Raw genomic sequence first — 14,707 nt, 5'->3', positions numbered from 1 at the left:
AACTCCTCTACTCAACTCTACCTAGTTTTTCTCCAAAAGCTAAAATCTTGAAATATTTGGCACTCCACCAGACAAAAAGAGCAATAAAAAGCGTTGCACTGATATCAAAAAATGGATATATTTTGCCCCCAGAAGCAAAGAGACTAAAAAGAATTCGTCCCAAAACCACTATCTGAGTAAAGTAAAATATCCAAACTGTTCCTTTATCGACCCGAAGCAGATTTCCACTATGCCCTAAAGTTACTCTCGTTCCAAATCCTATGAGAATTGTCATCAAAAATCCAAGGACCAAAAAATGCAGCGGCAATGCAAAACTATAAAAACCATATATATACTCAAAAGCTTCCACTATACTTCCTACAATCAGTCCACCAGCAAGCCAAAATAGAGCAATATGCAAAATCCAAAGCAATGGTTCACTATTTGGAAATGGTAAAGCAATTTTTTTAAGTTCCCATGCTATTAAAACTCCAGCTATGAAATCTACTATAAATACTCCCGCTGGAAAAAGCCCCTGCAAAAAAGAGTGGAGCAAAAAAAGCACAAAAATCTCAAGATGAAGATAGGGATTTCTCTTCCATTGCATTACATGACTAAAAAAGGGCACCATTCGCAAAGCTACAACAAAAGCAAGAAAAATCATATAGAGATAGACTCCAAAGTTAATAGCTGTAGTGTAAAAAGCTGTGCTATTGCATCTACAGGGTATTTGCGACAGCAAAAAGAGAATATTGCTCATTGCTCCAACTCCCAGAGCCACAATAATCCAGTATTGATCTCTCTTTGGTAGCTGGCAAACTCTATATATTCCATAAAATTTACGCAGAGTCAAAGCAAACCCGATAGCTACAAAGAGTACTGCAGCATAAAAGGCCGGAAGGAAAAGAAGTGAAATCAAAAAGCTCAAAGTTGCTAAAACCTGCATGAAAAAAACGACTATATAAAATCGCTGCTCAATTGGTGCAGTCCCAGAAAAGCGTGGAAAAGTAGTGTATAAAAATCCATAGAAGAAATTTGTAAAGACCAAAAAAATCATCGAGTAGCTATGCAAAAATTTTGCATCAACTGCTATGACTCCACGATAGGAGAGTAAAAAGAGTAGCATGAAAATCACTGCATCGATCATGCCTAAGAGGAAAAAGGGTTGGTGAGGTTGAGAGAAAAAGTATCCTAATTTAGATGGTTTGGCTGCTGAAAACTGCATAGATGATCCTTTGAGAGTTTTTCAAAAGAATAGAAAAATTTTTGCTTTCTTGCATTGATTTTGGGCAAGAGCCCAGGAAGTGAGAGACTATTTTTTAATCTCTACGACGATTGCTCCGCGAAGATCTCCCATTTTGTAGCCTATAGCTTTGTCAGTTGGGTAGATACTCTTGATTTTTGCTTGAAGTTTTGGATCGATATTTTGTCCATGGCATTTGAGGCAAACCGGCTTATTGATAACGAGTGGCTTGTAATATTTATAACCATCTTTAGTCTTTTCTACAAGCTCTTTTGGTAGTAAGACGCTGTTTTGTTTGAGTTTCTCCAAAGCCTCCAAGACTGCCCTCTCGTCTCCTTGCGCCTCATTAGCAGGATTGCGCGATTTAAGCGTTACACGCTTAATGCTTACATTTTTGCCTAGCTCATTATCCACTTTTGCAGTTAGTTCGGCTGCGCGCATCGCACAAAACTCCAATGCATCAGCAGGACCACCTTTTTTGAGGTGTTTTTTAAGATTGCCACCAAGAGTTTTAAGAAGGAGTTGGCTCGCTTTTTGTCCTGTAGCTATTACCTCTGCTAAATCATTATTTTGTGGTTTAGGAGCACTTTGGACCGCTAGAAGCAACGATGTAGTAAGTGCTAATATTGATAGCTTTTTCATATTCCCCTCCTTCATTAAAATATAATTTATTATATCCAAAACGAGTAAATTTATGCTATAATTTACTTATCAGTTGGTAAGGAGCATCATGAGTAAGAGAGAAAAGCTTCTACAAGTGGCAGCAAACCACTTCTCAAAGTTTGGCTACAATGGTGTATCTTTGGATGCTATAGCCAAAGAGGTAGGCATCTCAAAAGCTGCAATCTATTACCATTTTAAAGATAAAGACGATCTGTATGAGGCTGTTTTGCTCTTTCGCCTCGATGGCCTCAAAGAGCATATTCAATCAAGTATCAACGCAAGCTCTCCCGTGCAAAAAATCAAGCAATTTATAGAGAGCTTCGGCGAATTTTTACAAGAGTATCCCTGCTTTGCAGCCATTTTGGCCCATGAGTTTGCAGATAACGGCAAACATATGAGCCACAATGCTATCAAGAGTCTCTCCGAAATTTTGAGTATTTTGACATCAATACTTAACGAAGGTATCGAAAAAGAGGAGATAGAAGTGCAAAACCCTATGGTAGTACAAATGATGATAGTTAGTCCTCTCATTATGCACCAAACAACACAAGGACTTCGTGAAAAAGTCACATCCAATGTAGAAGGATTCCCGGTACTTCCTGAACCTACTATCAAGGATTTTTCAAAAACTCTTGCCAAAAAGATTATCAAAGCCATAAGGAAAGAACAATGAAAAGAGTAGCACTCACAGCAGCTATTTTTGTTGCATCGCTGCAAGCAAGTCAACTGCATACACTTTTGCATGCCCTCAAGAACAAGCCCGTTACGCAAATCGATATTGCAGCGCAAAAAATTGCGAAACTAAGCAAACAAAAAGTAACTGATCAGTTCTATCCATCCTTTGCGCTCTTTGGTACGTATGAGCACTACACCAATGATACCAATTTGCGCCCAGTACCACCACCTGAGGCAAATAGGCGTATAAGTGAGCATCAGCCTCTCCCATTTGCACAAAATATACAAAGAGTAGGTATAAGCGGGAGTATGCCGCTTTTTGTCAAATCACTCTTTACCCTCAAAAAGAAACTTGCATATATATATGAAGCAGCAAAGCTCAAAAAAAAGCTCAATTTTTATAAAAATGAAGCGATCATCGTGGGAGCTTATGCAAATCTTTTGGCTCTACATGAGACCAAAAATGCCCTTTTTGCTCGTAAACGATCTCTTTTGAAGATGCGACAAGATATCAAAATAGCAGTAGATAGTGGTCGTGCTGCACCAATTGCTCTAGATAAGATCGATACATCATTGGCAAATCTTGCAATAAGTCTCCAAGATCTCAATATTAAAGAGTCTCTTGCCAAAGAGCGTATCAGTGCACTCACTGGTATTGAAGTAAAAAATATTGAGCCAATTGAGCAGATTGGATCATTGAAAGAGGGTGAACTCTTTGCTATCAAGCCACTTGCAAAAAATCTCAAAGCTGCCCAAAAAGATATCTCTATAGCCAAAGAGTCCTTTTTCCCAAAACTCTTGCTTGAGGGAAAATGGAGCAAAAACTATGCCCAAAAAGACGTGCTCTATGGAGAAGATGTAGATGTGGGATATGGTGATGTTACACTCAAACTCGTCATCCCTCTCTCAAAAGCGCAATTTACCGATATCGATCTTGCAAAAGCTAAATATTTCAAAGAGCACAACCGCTTCCTCCAGACCCGCCAGGAGCTTGAAGCTCAGGCAAAGAGTCTGCACACTCAACTCTCTTCACTTAAAATTGCGATAGAAGCATCCCAGAAAAAAGTTGCTTCACAAAAAGAACTCGTTAAATATGCAAAAACTGCATACAAAGTGGGACGTCTCAGTGAAGAGGAGTATCTTCGCTATGAAGAGGGGCTCTTCTTTGCTCAGGCAAATCTCGCACAACTCAAAGCACAGAAGTGGCAAACACTCGCACAACTTGCTGTAATCTATGGAAATGATCTTGAAAGGATAGTCAAATGAAAAAATGGATAAAAATTGCAATATTCTTGCTTATTGTGATTTTACTCGTTGTAGGTGCTGTAAGGCTAGTAAAAAAGCGTAAGGCTCAAGAAGCAAGCACTCCAATAGCAAAAGAGTATGCTGTCATTGTCAAGACACTCAAACCACAAAAGAGCCATGTAGTGCTAAGCAGCGACTATCTTGCAATTGTTAAAAATGATAAGAATGTCGCACTTGTTGCAAAATTTCCGGGACGAATTTTACAGATAAAAGAGGCTGGCCAAAAGGTCAAAAAGGGTGATGTAGTCGCCAAAATAGATACAACTGTACTCAAAAGCAAACGCGATAGTCTCAAAGCACAAATAGAAGCTACAAGACTCCAGATTGCAGCAGCCAAGGAAGCTCTCGTGAATTTGCGCAAAATTCATGAGCGCACCAAAAAGCTCTACGCTGTCAAAGGAGCTTCCAAAGAGCAGCTAGAGAGAGAAGCGACTCAGATCGCAAATGCAAAAGCAAATCTCGCAAGTCTGCGTGGCAAACTCGCTTCATTCCAAGCAAATCTAGCTGAAGTAAATAATGAGCTCAGCTATGCGGTGCTCACTTCACCAATCGATGGAGTAGTAGCCAAAAAATTTGCAAACCTCGGCGATATTGCTATGCCGGGACGTCCGCTTCTTAGCATCAATGGATCACAAGACAACTATCTTCTTGTAAGACTTCCAAGCAATATAGCAGCTTATGGTCTACTCTATAATGGCAAACGTTACGCACTCAAACCCCTCAAAGGCAGCTTCAACTCTTTGAGCGAATATCGCGCTGATGTAGATGATCCAAAACTCATTGAAGGTCAACGAGTCGAGACGAAAGTGATTACATATGATAACGAAGCTCTTTTGCTTCCATTTGATGCGGTCCTCAATCGTAACGGCAAAACATATGTGCTTGTAGTAAATGGAGAGTATGCAAAACCGCTCGAAGTACATGTGAAAGCATCTGGAGCAGAAGGCGTGGTTGTAGCAGAAGATCTCAGTGGCAAAGAGCTTGTAGTTGCAAAACCAGATATTTTGCTCAAACTCTTAAGTGGCATTAAGCTTAAAGAGATAAAAGGATAGCGTATGTTTGAATATTTTTATAAACGACCCTATCTGCTCTTTAGTTTAATTGTTGGCTTTTTTGTAATGGGGATTATTGGGCTAAAAGCCCTTCCTAAAAATCTTTTTCCCGATGCCAATAGACCTCAAGTTGTAGTTATTACCTCAGTGCCAGGAGCAACAGCTGAGGTTGCTGCAAATACAGTAAGTAAGCCAATTGAAGAGGAGATCAGTCGTATTAGTCTCGTACGAGATGTAAGTAGTGTGAATGTAGCAAACTTCTCCATTGTCAAAGCCGAATTTGAATATGAAAAGGGGCTAGAAGCGGCTGCAGTGGATGTAGCAAATGCCCTCTCTATCGCAAAAGGAAAACTCCCACAAAACGCAAATCCCTCTATCTATACAGTAGGGGATTTTACACTGCCTGTAGAAGTGGTGGCTCTTAGCCCAAAAAATAAAAATATCTCTCTTGATGAGATTCGCAAAATCGCAGACTCTCATATCAAGCCCTACCTTTTGGCAAATCCACATATAGGAAATGTAGAGGTCTTTGGGGGGTATCAAAGCGCTATCAATATCGAAATAGACCCCTTCAAAGCCAAAAAATACAATATTAGCTTCGATCAACTTGCAAAGGCTCTCTTTGCACTCAACAAAGATATTCCTATAGGCTTCACAAAGAGTGCGAACGACTTTTACACTGTGACATATTATGGCGAAAAAGATAATATGGAGGAGCTTAAAAACCTCAATATTTTGCCAAATGTGAAACTCAAAGATATTGCAACAATCTCTTGGAGCCACAAAAAGCGCACAAGTGGCTATATAGGAAACGGCAAAAATGCGATTGCACTTTCTATTCAGCGCGCACCTGGCGGAAGCGTCCTTGATGTGAGTGATGCAGCGCGCGCTGAGATCAAAAAACTTGCCAAACTCTATCCAAATATCAATTTTGAAATTGCTGATACCCAACGCACACTCATTGAGACTGCAAACAAAAACATGCTTGAAGCTCTCAGAGATGCAATAGTCTATACACTTCTGGTACTTTTGCTTTTCTTGGGAAATTTCCGTGCAATTGTTGCAGCAGGTATCTCTATCCCGCTTGTCTTTTTTGGTACGATCGCAATCATTTGGCTAAGTGGCGGGGAGCTCAATATCGTCATCTACACTGCTATTATCCTCGCTCTTGGAATGCTAGTGGATGATGCGGTTGTGGTACTTGAAAATATCGAGCGCCATCTTGAGATGAATGAATCGATGGAACAAGCCATCATCAACGGGACCAAAGAGGTGCTAGGACCGGTCTTTGCAGGGACTGTAGCGACTATCGCTATTATCTTTCCACTCATGTTTGTGGGAGACTTTCCAGAGCATATCTTTAGGCCACTCATCTCTACACTCATCATCGCACTTTTAGTGAGCTATTTTCTCTCTATCACCTTTATACCACGTCTTTCGATCTGGCTATATAAAAATGGAACAGAAAAGACTCGCATTGAAAAGTGGTTTGAGGAGTTCTATCAAAACACAATAGGTCGCCTTATTGGCCCATACTTGAGTGTTCTTAAATTTTCCAATGGCAAATTTTGGCCACTTCGCCGTATGCTCCTTACAATGGCGGTGGTTTTGACGCTGGTACTCAGCCTCAAAAATGTTATGCCGCTCATTGGAAAAGATGTTATGCCGCCAATGGATACGGGGATCATCAAAGCACAAGTAGCTTTTAGTGCCAATGAGACAGTAGATAGTGCAGAGAAGAAACTGCACAAATTCCTTGTCTGGCTACACAAACAGCCATGGGTTGTAAGCAGCTCTGTAGCATTTGGGAGCGAGCCATCGGTGCTAAGCCTAGGAAGTGGAAACTTGCCAAGTGAAGCGACAATCACTATCAATGCAGTAGATAGATTCCACCGCAAAAAAAGTATCTGGGAGCTTGAAGATGAGATACGCGACAAAATTGCCCAGCTTCCAGGTGTGAAGAAAAACGATGTATTCGATTTTGGAGCAACTGCCCTCTCCACGATCAAAGCACCTCTTGATATCCGTCTCAAAGCGGGCGATTATGAGAGCTTGCCAACAAAAGCGCAAGAGATTATACATACAATCAAAAACATCAAAGGGCTTACATCTATTAGTCAAAGCTGGGATAATGACTTTACAGAGATTTTCATCGATATCGACAAGAACAAGGCTCTAAGCTACGGTATTACACCACTGCAAGTAGCAATGCAGCTTCCTATCAAAGGACAAGTAGTCTCCCTTGCAGCGAACCTTGCATCGATGAATACACAGTTTGTGCGTCTCTACCTCAAAGGTAAATTCAATGAGACTATCCAATCTCTCAAACTCTTGCCAATCCACACAAAATTTGGTGAGATCCCATTACGTGAGATTGCAAAAATGCACTATCAGCTCACCCCTGCAAAAATCGAGCGAGATAAATTGCTCTATAGCATCGATATCAACGGATACCGTGCAAAACGCCCTGTCACACATATCACAGATGATGCAGATAATGCACTGAAAAAGGTAGATACAACAGGATTTATCGTAAGCCAAGAGGGAGATATCGCACAGCTTCATGATAGCTTCAAGCGTATGATCAAAGCGATTGCAATAGGTGTCATAATTTTGCTCATGACACTTACTGCTATCTATGAGTCAGTCCGTTTGGCAATCATCATGATTTTGGTTCTCCCACTCTCAATGATAGGAGCCGCATGGGGTATGCTTATATTTCACAAACCTAGCTGTATGCCAAGTATGGTGGGACTCTTGCTCCTCTTTGGGATTATCATCAAAAATGCCGTTTTGCTTATCGACTTTTATAAAGAGTATGAAAAAGAAGGAAAATCACCATTTGAAGCAGCACTTGAGAGCGTGAGAGTACGTTTTCGCCCTGTTATGATGACAGCCTTTGGGACAATTGCTGGGATGATCCCAATTGCACTTGAGCAAGCGGTGGGTCTAGAACGCCTCAGTCCTTTGGCTGATGTTGCGATTGGAGGGCTTTTGGTAGGAACACTTCTCACACTCATTTATGTTCCGCTCTATGCCTATGCGACCGATCCAAGGAATAGAAAAACCAATCCGATAGAAAAAGTTGAAGAATATATCGAAGAATAAGGAGGAGATATGCAAACACCAACACCAGAACAAGTGATGAATATGATGAAAGAGCGCTTCGGAAAGATTCCTGCATCAATCGAAGCAGCAGCAAAATTGGATCCATCTTTAATAGTTGAGCAAGCAATAAGTTCCAAACTGAGCATGCAAAGCGAAAAGAATGCGCTCGATCCAAAAACAAGCACGCTTGTTTTTTTGGCAGCAGCTCTTGCACTGGGTAACGAAGAGTGTGTTGAGCTCAATACAAAAGCCGCTAAGAAAATGGGTGCAACTAAAGAAGAGATTCTCTCAGTCATTCGCATAGTGCGCCATGCAGCCGCAAGCAGTGTGGTAGGAGTGGCTGAGGCGGCACTGAAAAATCTAGAAGAGTAGCAATGCCCCAATGGCTTGATGCCCTTTTGGCATCACACTCATTAGTAGCAATTGTAGGAGCCTTTGTTGCAGGAAGTCTCACTGCCGCAGCTCCTTGCTCTCTTATCTCAGTTCCTCTATTAGTTGGAAGCGTTCTTGCTCTCAACAAAGATCTCCAAGGCAGAAAGAAGATATTTTTTACTTATGCATTTTCAGCACTTTTTGCTTTAGGTGTAGTGGTCAGTTTCTCTTTTTTGGCCTTTTTAGTGGCAAAATTTGGCCTCTTTTTCTCTATAGCTCCAATGTGGGCATATCTGATTGCTGGAGTTGTCAGTATCTTCATTGGACTCTATGCTTGGGGTATTTTTAGTGAGATTGATAAATCAAAAGTTATAGACAAACTTATTCGATTTCGCCTCTTTGGAGGCTTTTTGATAGGGATTGTTTTTGGACTTGTGAGCACGCCTTGTGCCTCTGCTCCTCTTGTGGCTATCATCACAGCTGCAGCCAATGCTCACTATATCTATGCCTATATGCTGGTTTTGAGCTTCGCCCTTGGACACTCGCTACTGCTGCTCATAGCAGGAGCCTCTGTTGGCATTGCACAAAGAGTTGTCTCAAACAAAACAGTAGCAAAGCTCTCTACTCTTTTGAATAAAAGTTTTGCTCTTGTTTTGATTGGGTTTGGATGCTATTTTTTCTATAGAGCGATAGAACAGATATGAAAGGAAAAAGATGAAAAAGTTACTATTTGCTGCTATTTTTAGCATGTCTCTTTTTGCAGATGCAAAAATGCTTCCATCTACGCCTTTTAGTGAAATTCAAAAAGCGATCGCTTCCGGAAAACGGGTTTTGGTTGAAGTTGGATCAGACCACTGCTTGAGTTGTCAAAAAATGGGAAAGCTGTTTTATACCATTAAGCAAGAGCATCCAAATTTTCAAATATTTTTTTTAAATATCGAACAAAATAAAGATGCAGCAAAAAAGTTACAAATTATGCTTATTCCAACACAGATTTTGTATGAAAAGAAAAAAGAGGTCTATCGACATATCGGAGTGCTTTCCAAAAAAGAGGTTATAGAACTTTTGAAATAATAGCTTAGAAGGTTATGCATGCGATCGAAAAAAAGAATATGTCAACAAAATGATGAAAAAGGAAAAAACACTAATCTCCACTCCAGAGGTATAGCAGCATTAGCTGCAGCTTTTGGTGTAGTGGCATTTTGGAGAGGAAGTTGGATGCTTATGGATAAGTATCTTTTTCCAAATAACGATCTGTTGAGTGCTCTTGTAAGTATTGTAGGCGGTATTGGAATCATTTTGTTTTTAAATTACAAATTTGAGGATCTTTTTTGAAAAGAGAAGATATGAAAACAAACAAAGGAGTCAAAGATGCCAGATCCAAGATTTTTAAAACCATGGCATGGAATACCAAGAGAAGAGATAGATTGGCATCCCACTGTCGATCATGACAGATGTATAGGGTGTGCAACATGTGTGACAGGATGCAACAGGCTTGTGTATAGATATGATTTTGAAAACGAAAAATCGATTGTCTATGATCCGTTGAACTGTCTTGTAGGATGTACCACTTGCCATAATACTTGCCCGGTAGATGCCATATCTTTTCCGCCATTTGATGTCGTTTTAGATCTTGAAAAAAGAGTCGATGAGCATCACGCAGTTGAAGATGATCTATTTACTCGAAAAGATATTTTGGAATACAAAGATGCTAAACCTGCGCCAAAAGAGCAAGCAAAAATTGTTGATAAAGAGATCAGAGGTGATGTGACAATTTTAAGATGTGATCTTGGAAATGTGCAAAATATACGAGCCGGGCGTTATATGGAGCTTGAAATTCCGGGTAAGAATTGGCTTGGAAGGAGCTATTCTGTTGCAAATGTTCCTTTCTCTGACGGATATGTCGAGTTTCATGTCAAAAAGGTTCCAGGAGGAAGATTTAGCGAATATGCCTATAATGACTTGAAAAGAGAGGAATCCCTCATTGCAAAAGGGCCGTACGGAAAGTTTGTGTGTGATTCGCAAAACAGACTCTATTTCGTGGCTCTTGGTGTAGGGCTTGCACCACTTATCGGAATGATACGGGAGGTACTCTTAAAAGATCAAGATAGAGATATCAAACTGTTTTGGGGAGTAAGCCGATCAAAAGATTTCTACTATTTGGATGAGATTAACGAGCTTGCCCAAACATATAAAAATTTCAAACCCATTTTGGTGGCGAAAGAGTATGATGTTGCATTTAAACTGCCAAAACATGGACAATTTTTCAAAAAAAGAGCACTGGAGGCTTTTTTAGAAGAGATTTTTGATACCGATAGGGATTACTATATAGCTGGACCTTTTGGAGCATTGGATACGTTTAAAAAAGTGCTTATGAAAAACGGAGTGGACGAGAGTAAAATACATACAGAGATATAGATGAAAAGAGCACTCTCTCAATCTTTGAAAAGTTTTTTCAAGATATTACCGATGTTAATAGGTATTATCGGAGTTGTCGGCATTTTCAAAGTTTTCATCACTCCCGATCTGCTTGCATCTTTGTTTACCGAAAAACCGTTTTATGATACCTTCATAGGCCTTTTTGCCGGAGCTATTGCCGTTGGGCAGGCAATTATAAGTTATATATTAGGTGGGGAACTTTTAGAAAGCGGTGTGTCGATGTATGGAGTGACGGCGTTTATTTTGGCTTGGGTTACTCTTGGAATCGTGCAGCTGCCGCTGGAAGCAAGTGTGCTTGGTATTCGATTTACCATTCTTAGAAATATTTTGGCTTTTGTTTTTACTTTTTTGGTTACCATCGCTACCGTTTGGACGCTGGAGCTTTTGGGATGAAGGGAAAATGGTTTTTGCTCATCGTCACTGCAAGCTATATGTTGCTTTTTCTCTTTTTCCCTCAAAAAGCTTCTTTGGCTTTGCAGGAGTCTTTTTATCTTTTGATGAAAATCACTCCTATTTTAGCCGTTGTCGTTTTAATCAATGCCCTTATCAACTTTTTTATCGACCCGAAAACATTGGCAAAACATCTAAGCCGTGAGGGCGGGATAAAAGCATGGATCATAGCACTGTTTGCCGGAATTTTAAGCCACGGTCCTATGTATGCATGGTATCCGCTGATAGAAGATTTAAAGAAAAAGGGGCTAAGGGATTCTTTAATAGCCCTCTTTTTTTATGCAAGAGCTGTGAAACTGCCGCTGCTTCCATTGATGGTGCACTATTTTGGATTAACATTTACAATAGTGTTGAATATATACATAATCATAGGAGCCCTATTGCAAGGGATGATTGTCGAAAGAATAGAAAATGAGTGATAAAACAGTAAACCAAAAAGAGACTCCGACCCTTTGGCAGCTTTGTTGGACATATTTTCTTTTAGGTTTGACTGCATACAGTATGGCGTTGCTGCAGCAGTTAAAAGACCTTATCGCAAGAAAAGGATGGCTAAGTCAAGAAGAGATAGATGAGGGGCTGGCTATGGTGCAGCTCTATCCTGGACCCATTTTTGTCAATCTGGCTACCTATTCAGCCTATCGAATTAAAGGATTTTTTGGCGCTGTTTTGGCTACTTTTCTTTTTATTTTGCCATCTTATCTATTGATGCTGCTCTTATCGTGGCTCTATTTTCGATATGGTCATATCGGATGGATTCATCCCATCTTAATTGCCATAGAGGCGATGGTAGTAGGGATTGTTTTACAAGTAACGATCGATTTTTCCAGCCGATATATTAATGGAGGCAAAACTGCACTGATAGCCGGTATTGCGCTTATATTGATGCTGTATGGTATGAATGCCTTTTGGATTATCATAGTTGCCGCAGTGCTTGGACTTTTTTCTTTAAAAACTTCTCAAAAGAATAATGGAAACATAAAAGAGTATGAAGTAGTGTTTCCTGGCAAATGGCAGTGGCGTATGGTAGCTATTTTTCTTGCAGGTTCCATTTTTGTACTGCTTTTTGTAGCAGGATATATATGGCATACCGAGTCTGGGGAGCTGCTTTTTTCTATGTTCAAAGTGGGAGCAGTAGCTTTTGGCAACGGAATGACCATAATGCCGCTGCTGCAGCAAGAAGCGGTAGTTTCGCATCACTGGCTGACATTGAAAGAGTTTGCAGATGCAATAGCTTTTGGTCAGATTACACCAGGACCCTTCCTCATTACCGCTACTTTTATCGGTTATAAAGTCAGTGGAGTTTTGGGAAGTGCTTTGGCTACCGTTGGAATGTTTTATCCCTCCTTTTTTTATACTCTTGTTATGAGTGAAGTGTATGGGAAGATCAAAAACTTGGCTCTGATTCGCAATGCTTTAAAAGGGATATTGGCTGCGTTTACAGGCATGCTTGTTTTTGTTCTGTTAAGCCTGGGCAAAGTTGCTCTCATAAATCCTGCAACCTATATATGGGCGGTTGGAGCTTTTTTGGCAGTACGATACTGGCGGATAAATATACTATGGATCTTTTTAATCGGTGTTGTGGCTAAGCTTATACTGTATTTTAAGTGATGAGAGAGTGGCAAGAGTTTATGGACGCAATGCATCATACCAACAAACAGTGTCTCAAGATATGTCTGTTTGACTTCGTTACAAAATTTATCAGTAGGAGAAAGCAGTGGATTTTGATGAATATTTGAAAAGTTTTGATTATGAGGAACGAAAGGCTATGAAAATTGGACTTGAAGAGATGTTTGAGCTTTTGCAAAAAGACGAAGCACAAGTTGTTGATATCAGATTTAGGGAGGAGTATGAGGCATGGCATGTAGGATTTGGATTGCATATTCCACTCAATGAGCTGCCAGACAGACTCAATGAGCTAGATAGTAGCAAAACAATTGTGACTATGTGTCCACACTATGACAGAGCCGAAATTGCAAGACTATATCTTACACTCAAAGGCTTTAACGCACGATATCTTACGGACGGACTACTCAAAGTGGTCGAATTTTTAAGAGGTGACAAAGCAAAAGAGATAATAGAAAGTATACAAGATGTATGATGTTTTATCTTTTAATCATTTTATTACTCAATATGTATTGATCATTTTTTACTACATAGGTGCAATTGTTATGCCATTTGTACTTTGGATAGCAAGGGATTGGATTGTCCAAAATATCTCAATTGCTAAAACATTAAATGATACACTTCACACACTCTACGCCTCGCTTTCCAAAGGAGGCAAGTTTATGACAATTTTGATAGCTGTGGGGTTCTTTTTGTGTGCCGAGCTTTGCTGGCGGATGGTTTTTGAGGCGATGATCGGCTATTTTGATATGCACGATTTCTTGTATGAGATCTATAAACACCAAACATTAGGAGGTAGATGATGAAACGACGTGACTTTATGAAAAATGCGGCTTTGGCTATGGGAGGATTGACGCTCGCTTCTACTATGGCGGATGCAAGCGGGATGGGAGCGGCTTGTACTCTTGGCTCCAGAAACATCGAGCCGGGCAAGGGTGAAAAGGCTCCAAAAGGTGCGGTAACCTACTATACGGAGTTTAAGATCTGGATACCCGAGCGTGAAAAGATGGTAGCCCACATGGAAGAACTTGGCAAAAAACTTCGCAAAAAAAGAGGCTTTTTGTCTCTTTCGCTTAAAAACATGGTAGGCGATTCGACAATGGTACACAACTACCCCACCAATCTCAAAGCGGTTTTGCGCACCGCCTATCTTGACGCCGCCAAGGAAAATAGTCTTCCACTGTACTACTCTTTGTTCGTGCGATTTAAAAATTATCACGATTTGATGCGATCTGGCGTTATCAAAGACTTTGAGAGGCTGATGAGAGAGTTTGGGGACTTAAGTGAAAACTACTCCGAAGGGGTCTATGTCACCGTCTCGGCTGGAGATAGAGAGAGAATCTATCTGCGACCAAGAGAGATTGAAGAGTTTTTGAGCCATCAAGTAGACGATCCTATAAGCGATCTTGTCACCGTCAACAACCATGTGGCGATTTTGAAAAAAGATAGAGAGATCTTCAACAAAAAGAGCACAGCACTACTCAAAGTCGCTCAAGAGACCTTCCGACCGGCAAAAGGAGATTATGATTACAATCCAAAATTCCCCTACGGGATGCCAGGATCCTATCAAAACAGACACTACAGAAGAGCGGTAACGACGGAGATCTTGCAAAGCGCTTTTGCTCCGGATGGAAAGTACCACTATCTGTTTCATGGGACATGGGAGAGTGTGTTCGATCATGAAAACTCCCATATCGATCCAAGATTTCGCCATCATGTCTTGGCAATTTTGCCCTATATCGTTGAAGGTCCCATCGAGCCTTTCTATAAAACCACCATACTGCTCAATGGATAGATG

The 14,707-nt window shown here is 40.5% G+C and carries 17 protein-coding genes; 15 read left to right on the top strand and 2 right to left on the bottom strand.

Going from position 1 to position 14,707, the window contains the following annotated elements; translation table 11 throughout:
• Positions 1 to 7 precede the first annotated feature (7 nt).
• Together JG734_RS00610 and JG734_RS00605 are read right to left on the bottom strand one after the other, a co-directional pair.
• Entirely contained in the window at positions 8 to 1,204 is a 1,197-nt protein-coding gene (locus tag JG734_RS00610) for an NnrS family protein (RefSeq protein WP_201333123.1), read from the bottom strand.
• 87 nt (positions 1,205 to 1,291) lie between these two features.
• On the bottom strand, positions 1,292 to 1,864 hold the full coding sequence (locus JG734_RS00605; protein ID WP_201333122.1) for a DUF3365 domain-containing protein: 573 nt from the start codon (positions 1,862 to 1,864) through the stop codon (positions 1,292 to 1,294).
• An 88-nt stretch (positions 1,865 to 1,952) separates the two neighbouring features.
• Between JG734_RS00605 and JG734_RS00600 the strand changes: the two genes are divergently transcribed.
• The 15 genes from JG734_RS00600 (at position 1,953) to JG734_RS00530 (ending at position 14,704) form a co-directional block, all read left to right on the top strand.
• A complete protein-coding gene (locus JG734_RS00600) occupies positions 1,953 to 2,558 on the top strand; it encodes a TetR/AcrR family transcriptional regulator (protein WP_201333121.1) in 606 nt (201 codons plus the stop codon).
• Positions 2,555 to 3,826 (top strand): TolC family protein, encoded by a 1,272-nt coding sequence (locus tag JG734_RS00595; RefSeq protein ID WP_201333120.1) that lies wholly within the window; start codon positions 2,555 to 2,557, stop codon positions 3,824 to 3,826. The genes JG734_RS00600 and JG734_RS00595 overlap by 4 nt, the downstream gene beginning before the upstream one ends.
• Positions 3,823 to 4,917, top strand: coding sequence for an efflux RND transporter periplasmic adaptor subunit (locus tag JG734_RS00590; protein WP_201333119.1), 1,095 nt, complete (start codon positions 3,823 to 3,825; stop codon positions 4,915 to 4,917). Before JG734_RS00595 ends, JG734_RS00590 begins: the two co-directional genes overlap by 4 nt.
• A gap of 3 nt (positions 4,918 to 4,920) precedes the next feature.
• On the top strand, positions 4,921 to 8,025 hold the full coding sequence (locus JG734_RS00585; protein WP_201333118.1) for an efflux RND transporter permease subunit: 3,105 nt from the start codon (positions 4,921 to 4,923) through the stop codon (positions 8,023 to 8,025).
• Between the two features lie 9 nt (positions 8,026 to 8,034).
• The gene (locus JG734_RS00580; protein WP_201333117.1) at positions 8,035 to 8,397 is read left to right on the top strand and encodes a carboxymuconolactone decarboxylase family protein; all 363 of its coding nucleotides are present in this window, start codon (positions 8,035 to 8,037) and stop codon (positions 8,395 to 8,397) included.
• A 2-nt stretch (positions 8,398 to 8,399) separates the two neighbouring features.
• Entirely contained in the window at positions 8,400 to 9,101 is a 702-nt protein-coding gene (locus JG734_RS00575) for a cytochrome c biogenesis CcdA family protein (RefSeq protein ID WP_201333116.1), read from the top strand.
• A gap of 10 nt (positions 9,102 to 9,111) precedes the next feature.
• The gene (locus tag JG734_RS00570; protein WP_201333115.1) at positions 9,112 to 9,471 is read left to right on the top strand and encodes a thioredoxin family protein; all 360 of its coding nucleotides are present in this window, start codon (positions 9,112 to 9,114) and stop codon (positions 9,469 to 9,471) included.
• 18 nt (positions 9,472 to 9,489) lie between these two features.
• Complete coding sequence (locus JG734_RS00565) at positions 9,490 to 9,732, top strand: hypothetical protein (RefSeq protein WP_201333114.1); 243 nt, start codon at positions 9,490 to 9,492, stop codon at positions 9,730 to 9,732.
• Between the two features lie 36 nt (positions 9,733 to 9,768).
• Positions 9,769 to 10,815, top strand: a complete 1,047-nt coding sequence (locus tag JG734_RS00560; RefSeq protein ID WP_201333113.1) for an FAD-binding oxidoreductase — start codon at positions 9,769 to 9,771, stop codon at positions 10,813 to 10,815.
• A complete protein-coding gene (locus JG734_RS00555) occupies positions 10,816 to 11,229 on the top strand; it encodes a permease (RefSeq protein WP_201333112.1) in 414 nt (137 codons plus the stop codon).
• Positions 11,226 to 11,705: a permease gene (locus JG734_RS00550; protein ID WP_201333111.1), complete on the top strand. Its 480-nt coding sequence runs from the start codon at positions 11,226 to 11,228 to the stop codon at positions 11,703 to 11,705. The genes JG734_RS00555 and JG734_RS00550 overlap by 4 nt, the downstream gene beginning before the upstream one ends.
• A complete protein-coding gene (gene chrA / locus JG734_RS00545; RefSeq protein WP_201333110.1) occupies positions 11,698 to 12,894 on the top strand; it encodes a chromate efflux transporter in 1,197 nt (398 codons plus the stop codon). Before JG734_RS00550 ends, chrA begins: the two co-directional genes overlap by 8 nt.
• A 106-nt stretch (positions 12,895 to 13,000) precedes the next feature.
• Positions 13,001 to 13,384, top strand: coding sequence for a rhodanese-like domain-containing protein (locus JG734_RS00540; protein ID WP_201333109.1), 384 nt, complete (start codon positions 13,001 to 13,003; stop codon positions 13,382 to 13,384).
• Positions 13,377 to 13,712 carry a DUF4282 domain-containing protein gene (locus JG734_RS00535; RefSeq protein ID WP_201333108.1) on the top strand — a complete coding sequence of 112 codons (336 nt, stop codon included), beginning with the start codon at positions 13,377 to 13,379 and terminating at the stop codon, positions 13,710 to 13,712. Before JG734_RS00540 ends, JG734_RS00535 begins: the two co-directional genes overlap by 8 nt.
• Entirely contained in the window at positions 13,709 to 14,704 is a 996-nt protein-coding gene (locus JG734_RS00530) for a hypothetical protein (RefSeq protein WP_201333107.1), read from the top strand. Before JG734_RS00535 ends, JG734_RS00530 begins: the two co-directional genes overlap by 4 nt.
• The last annotated feature ends 3 nt before the right edge of the window (positions 14,705 to 14,707 follow it).

It is taken from the genome of Nitratiruptor sp. YY09-18, assembly GCF_016593235.1.
Taxonomy (GTDB): Bacteria; Campylobacterota; Campylobacteria; order Campylobacterales; family Nitratiruptoraceae; genus Nitratiruptor.
Note: the sequence above shows the minus strand (reverse complement) of the source record. Positions and strands in the feature narration are given on the sequence as shown.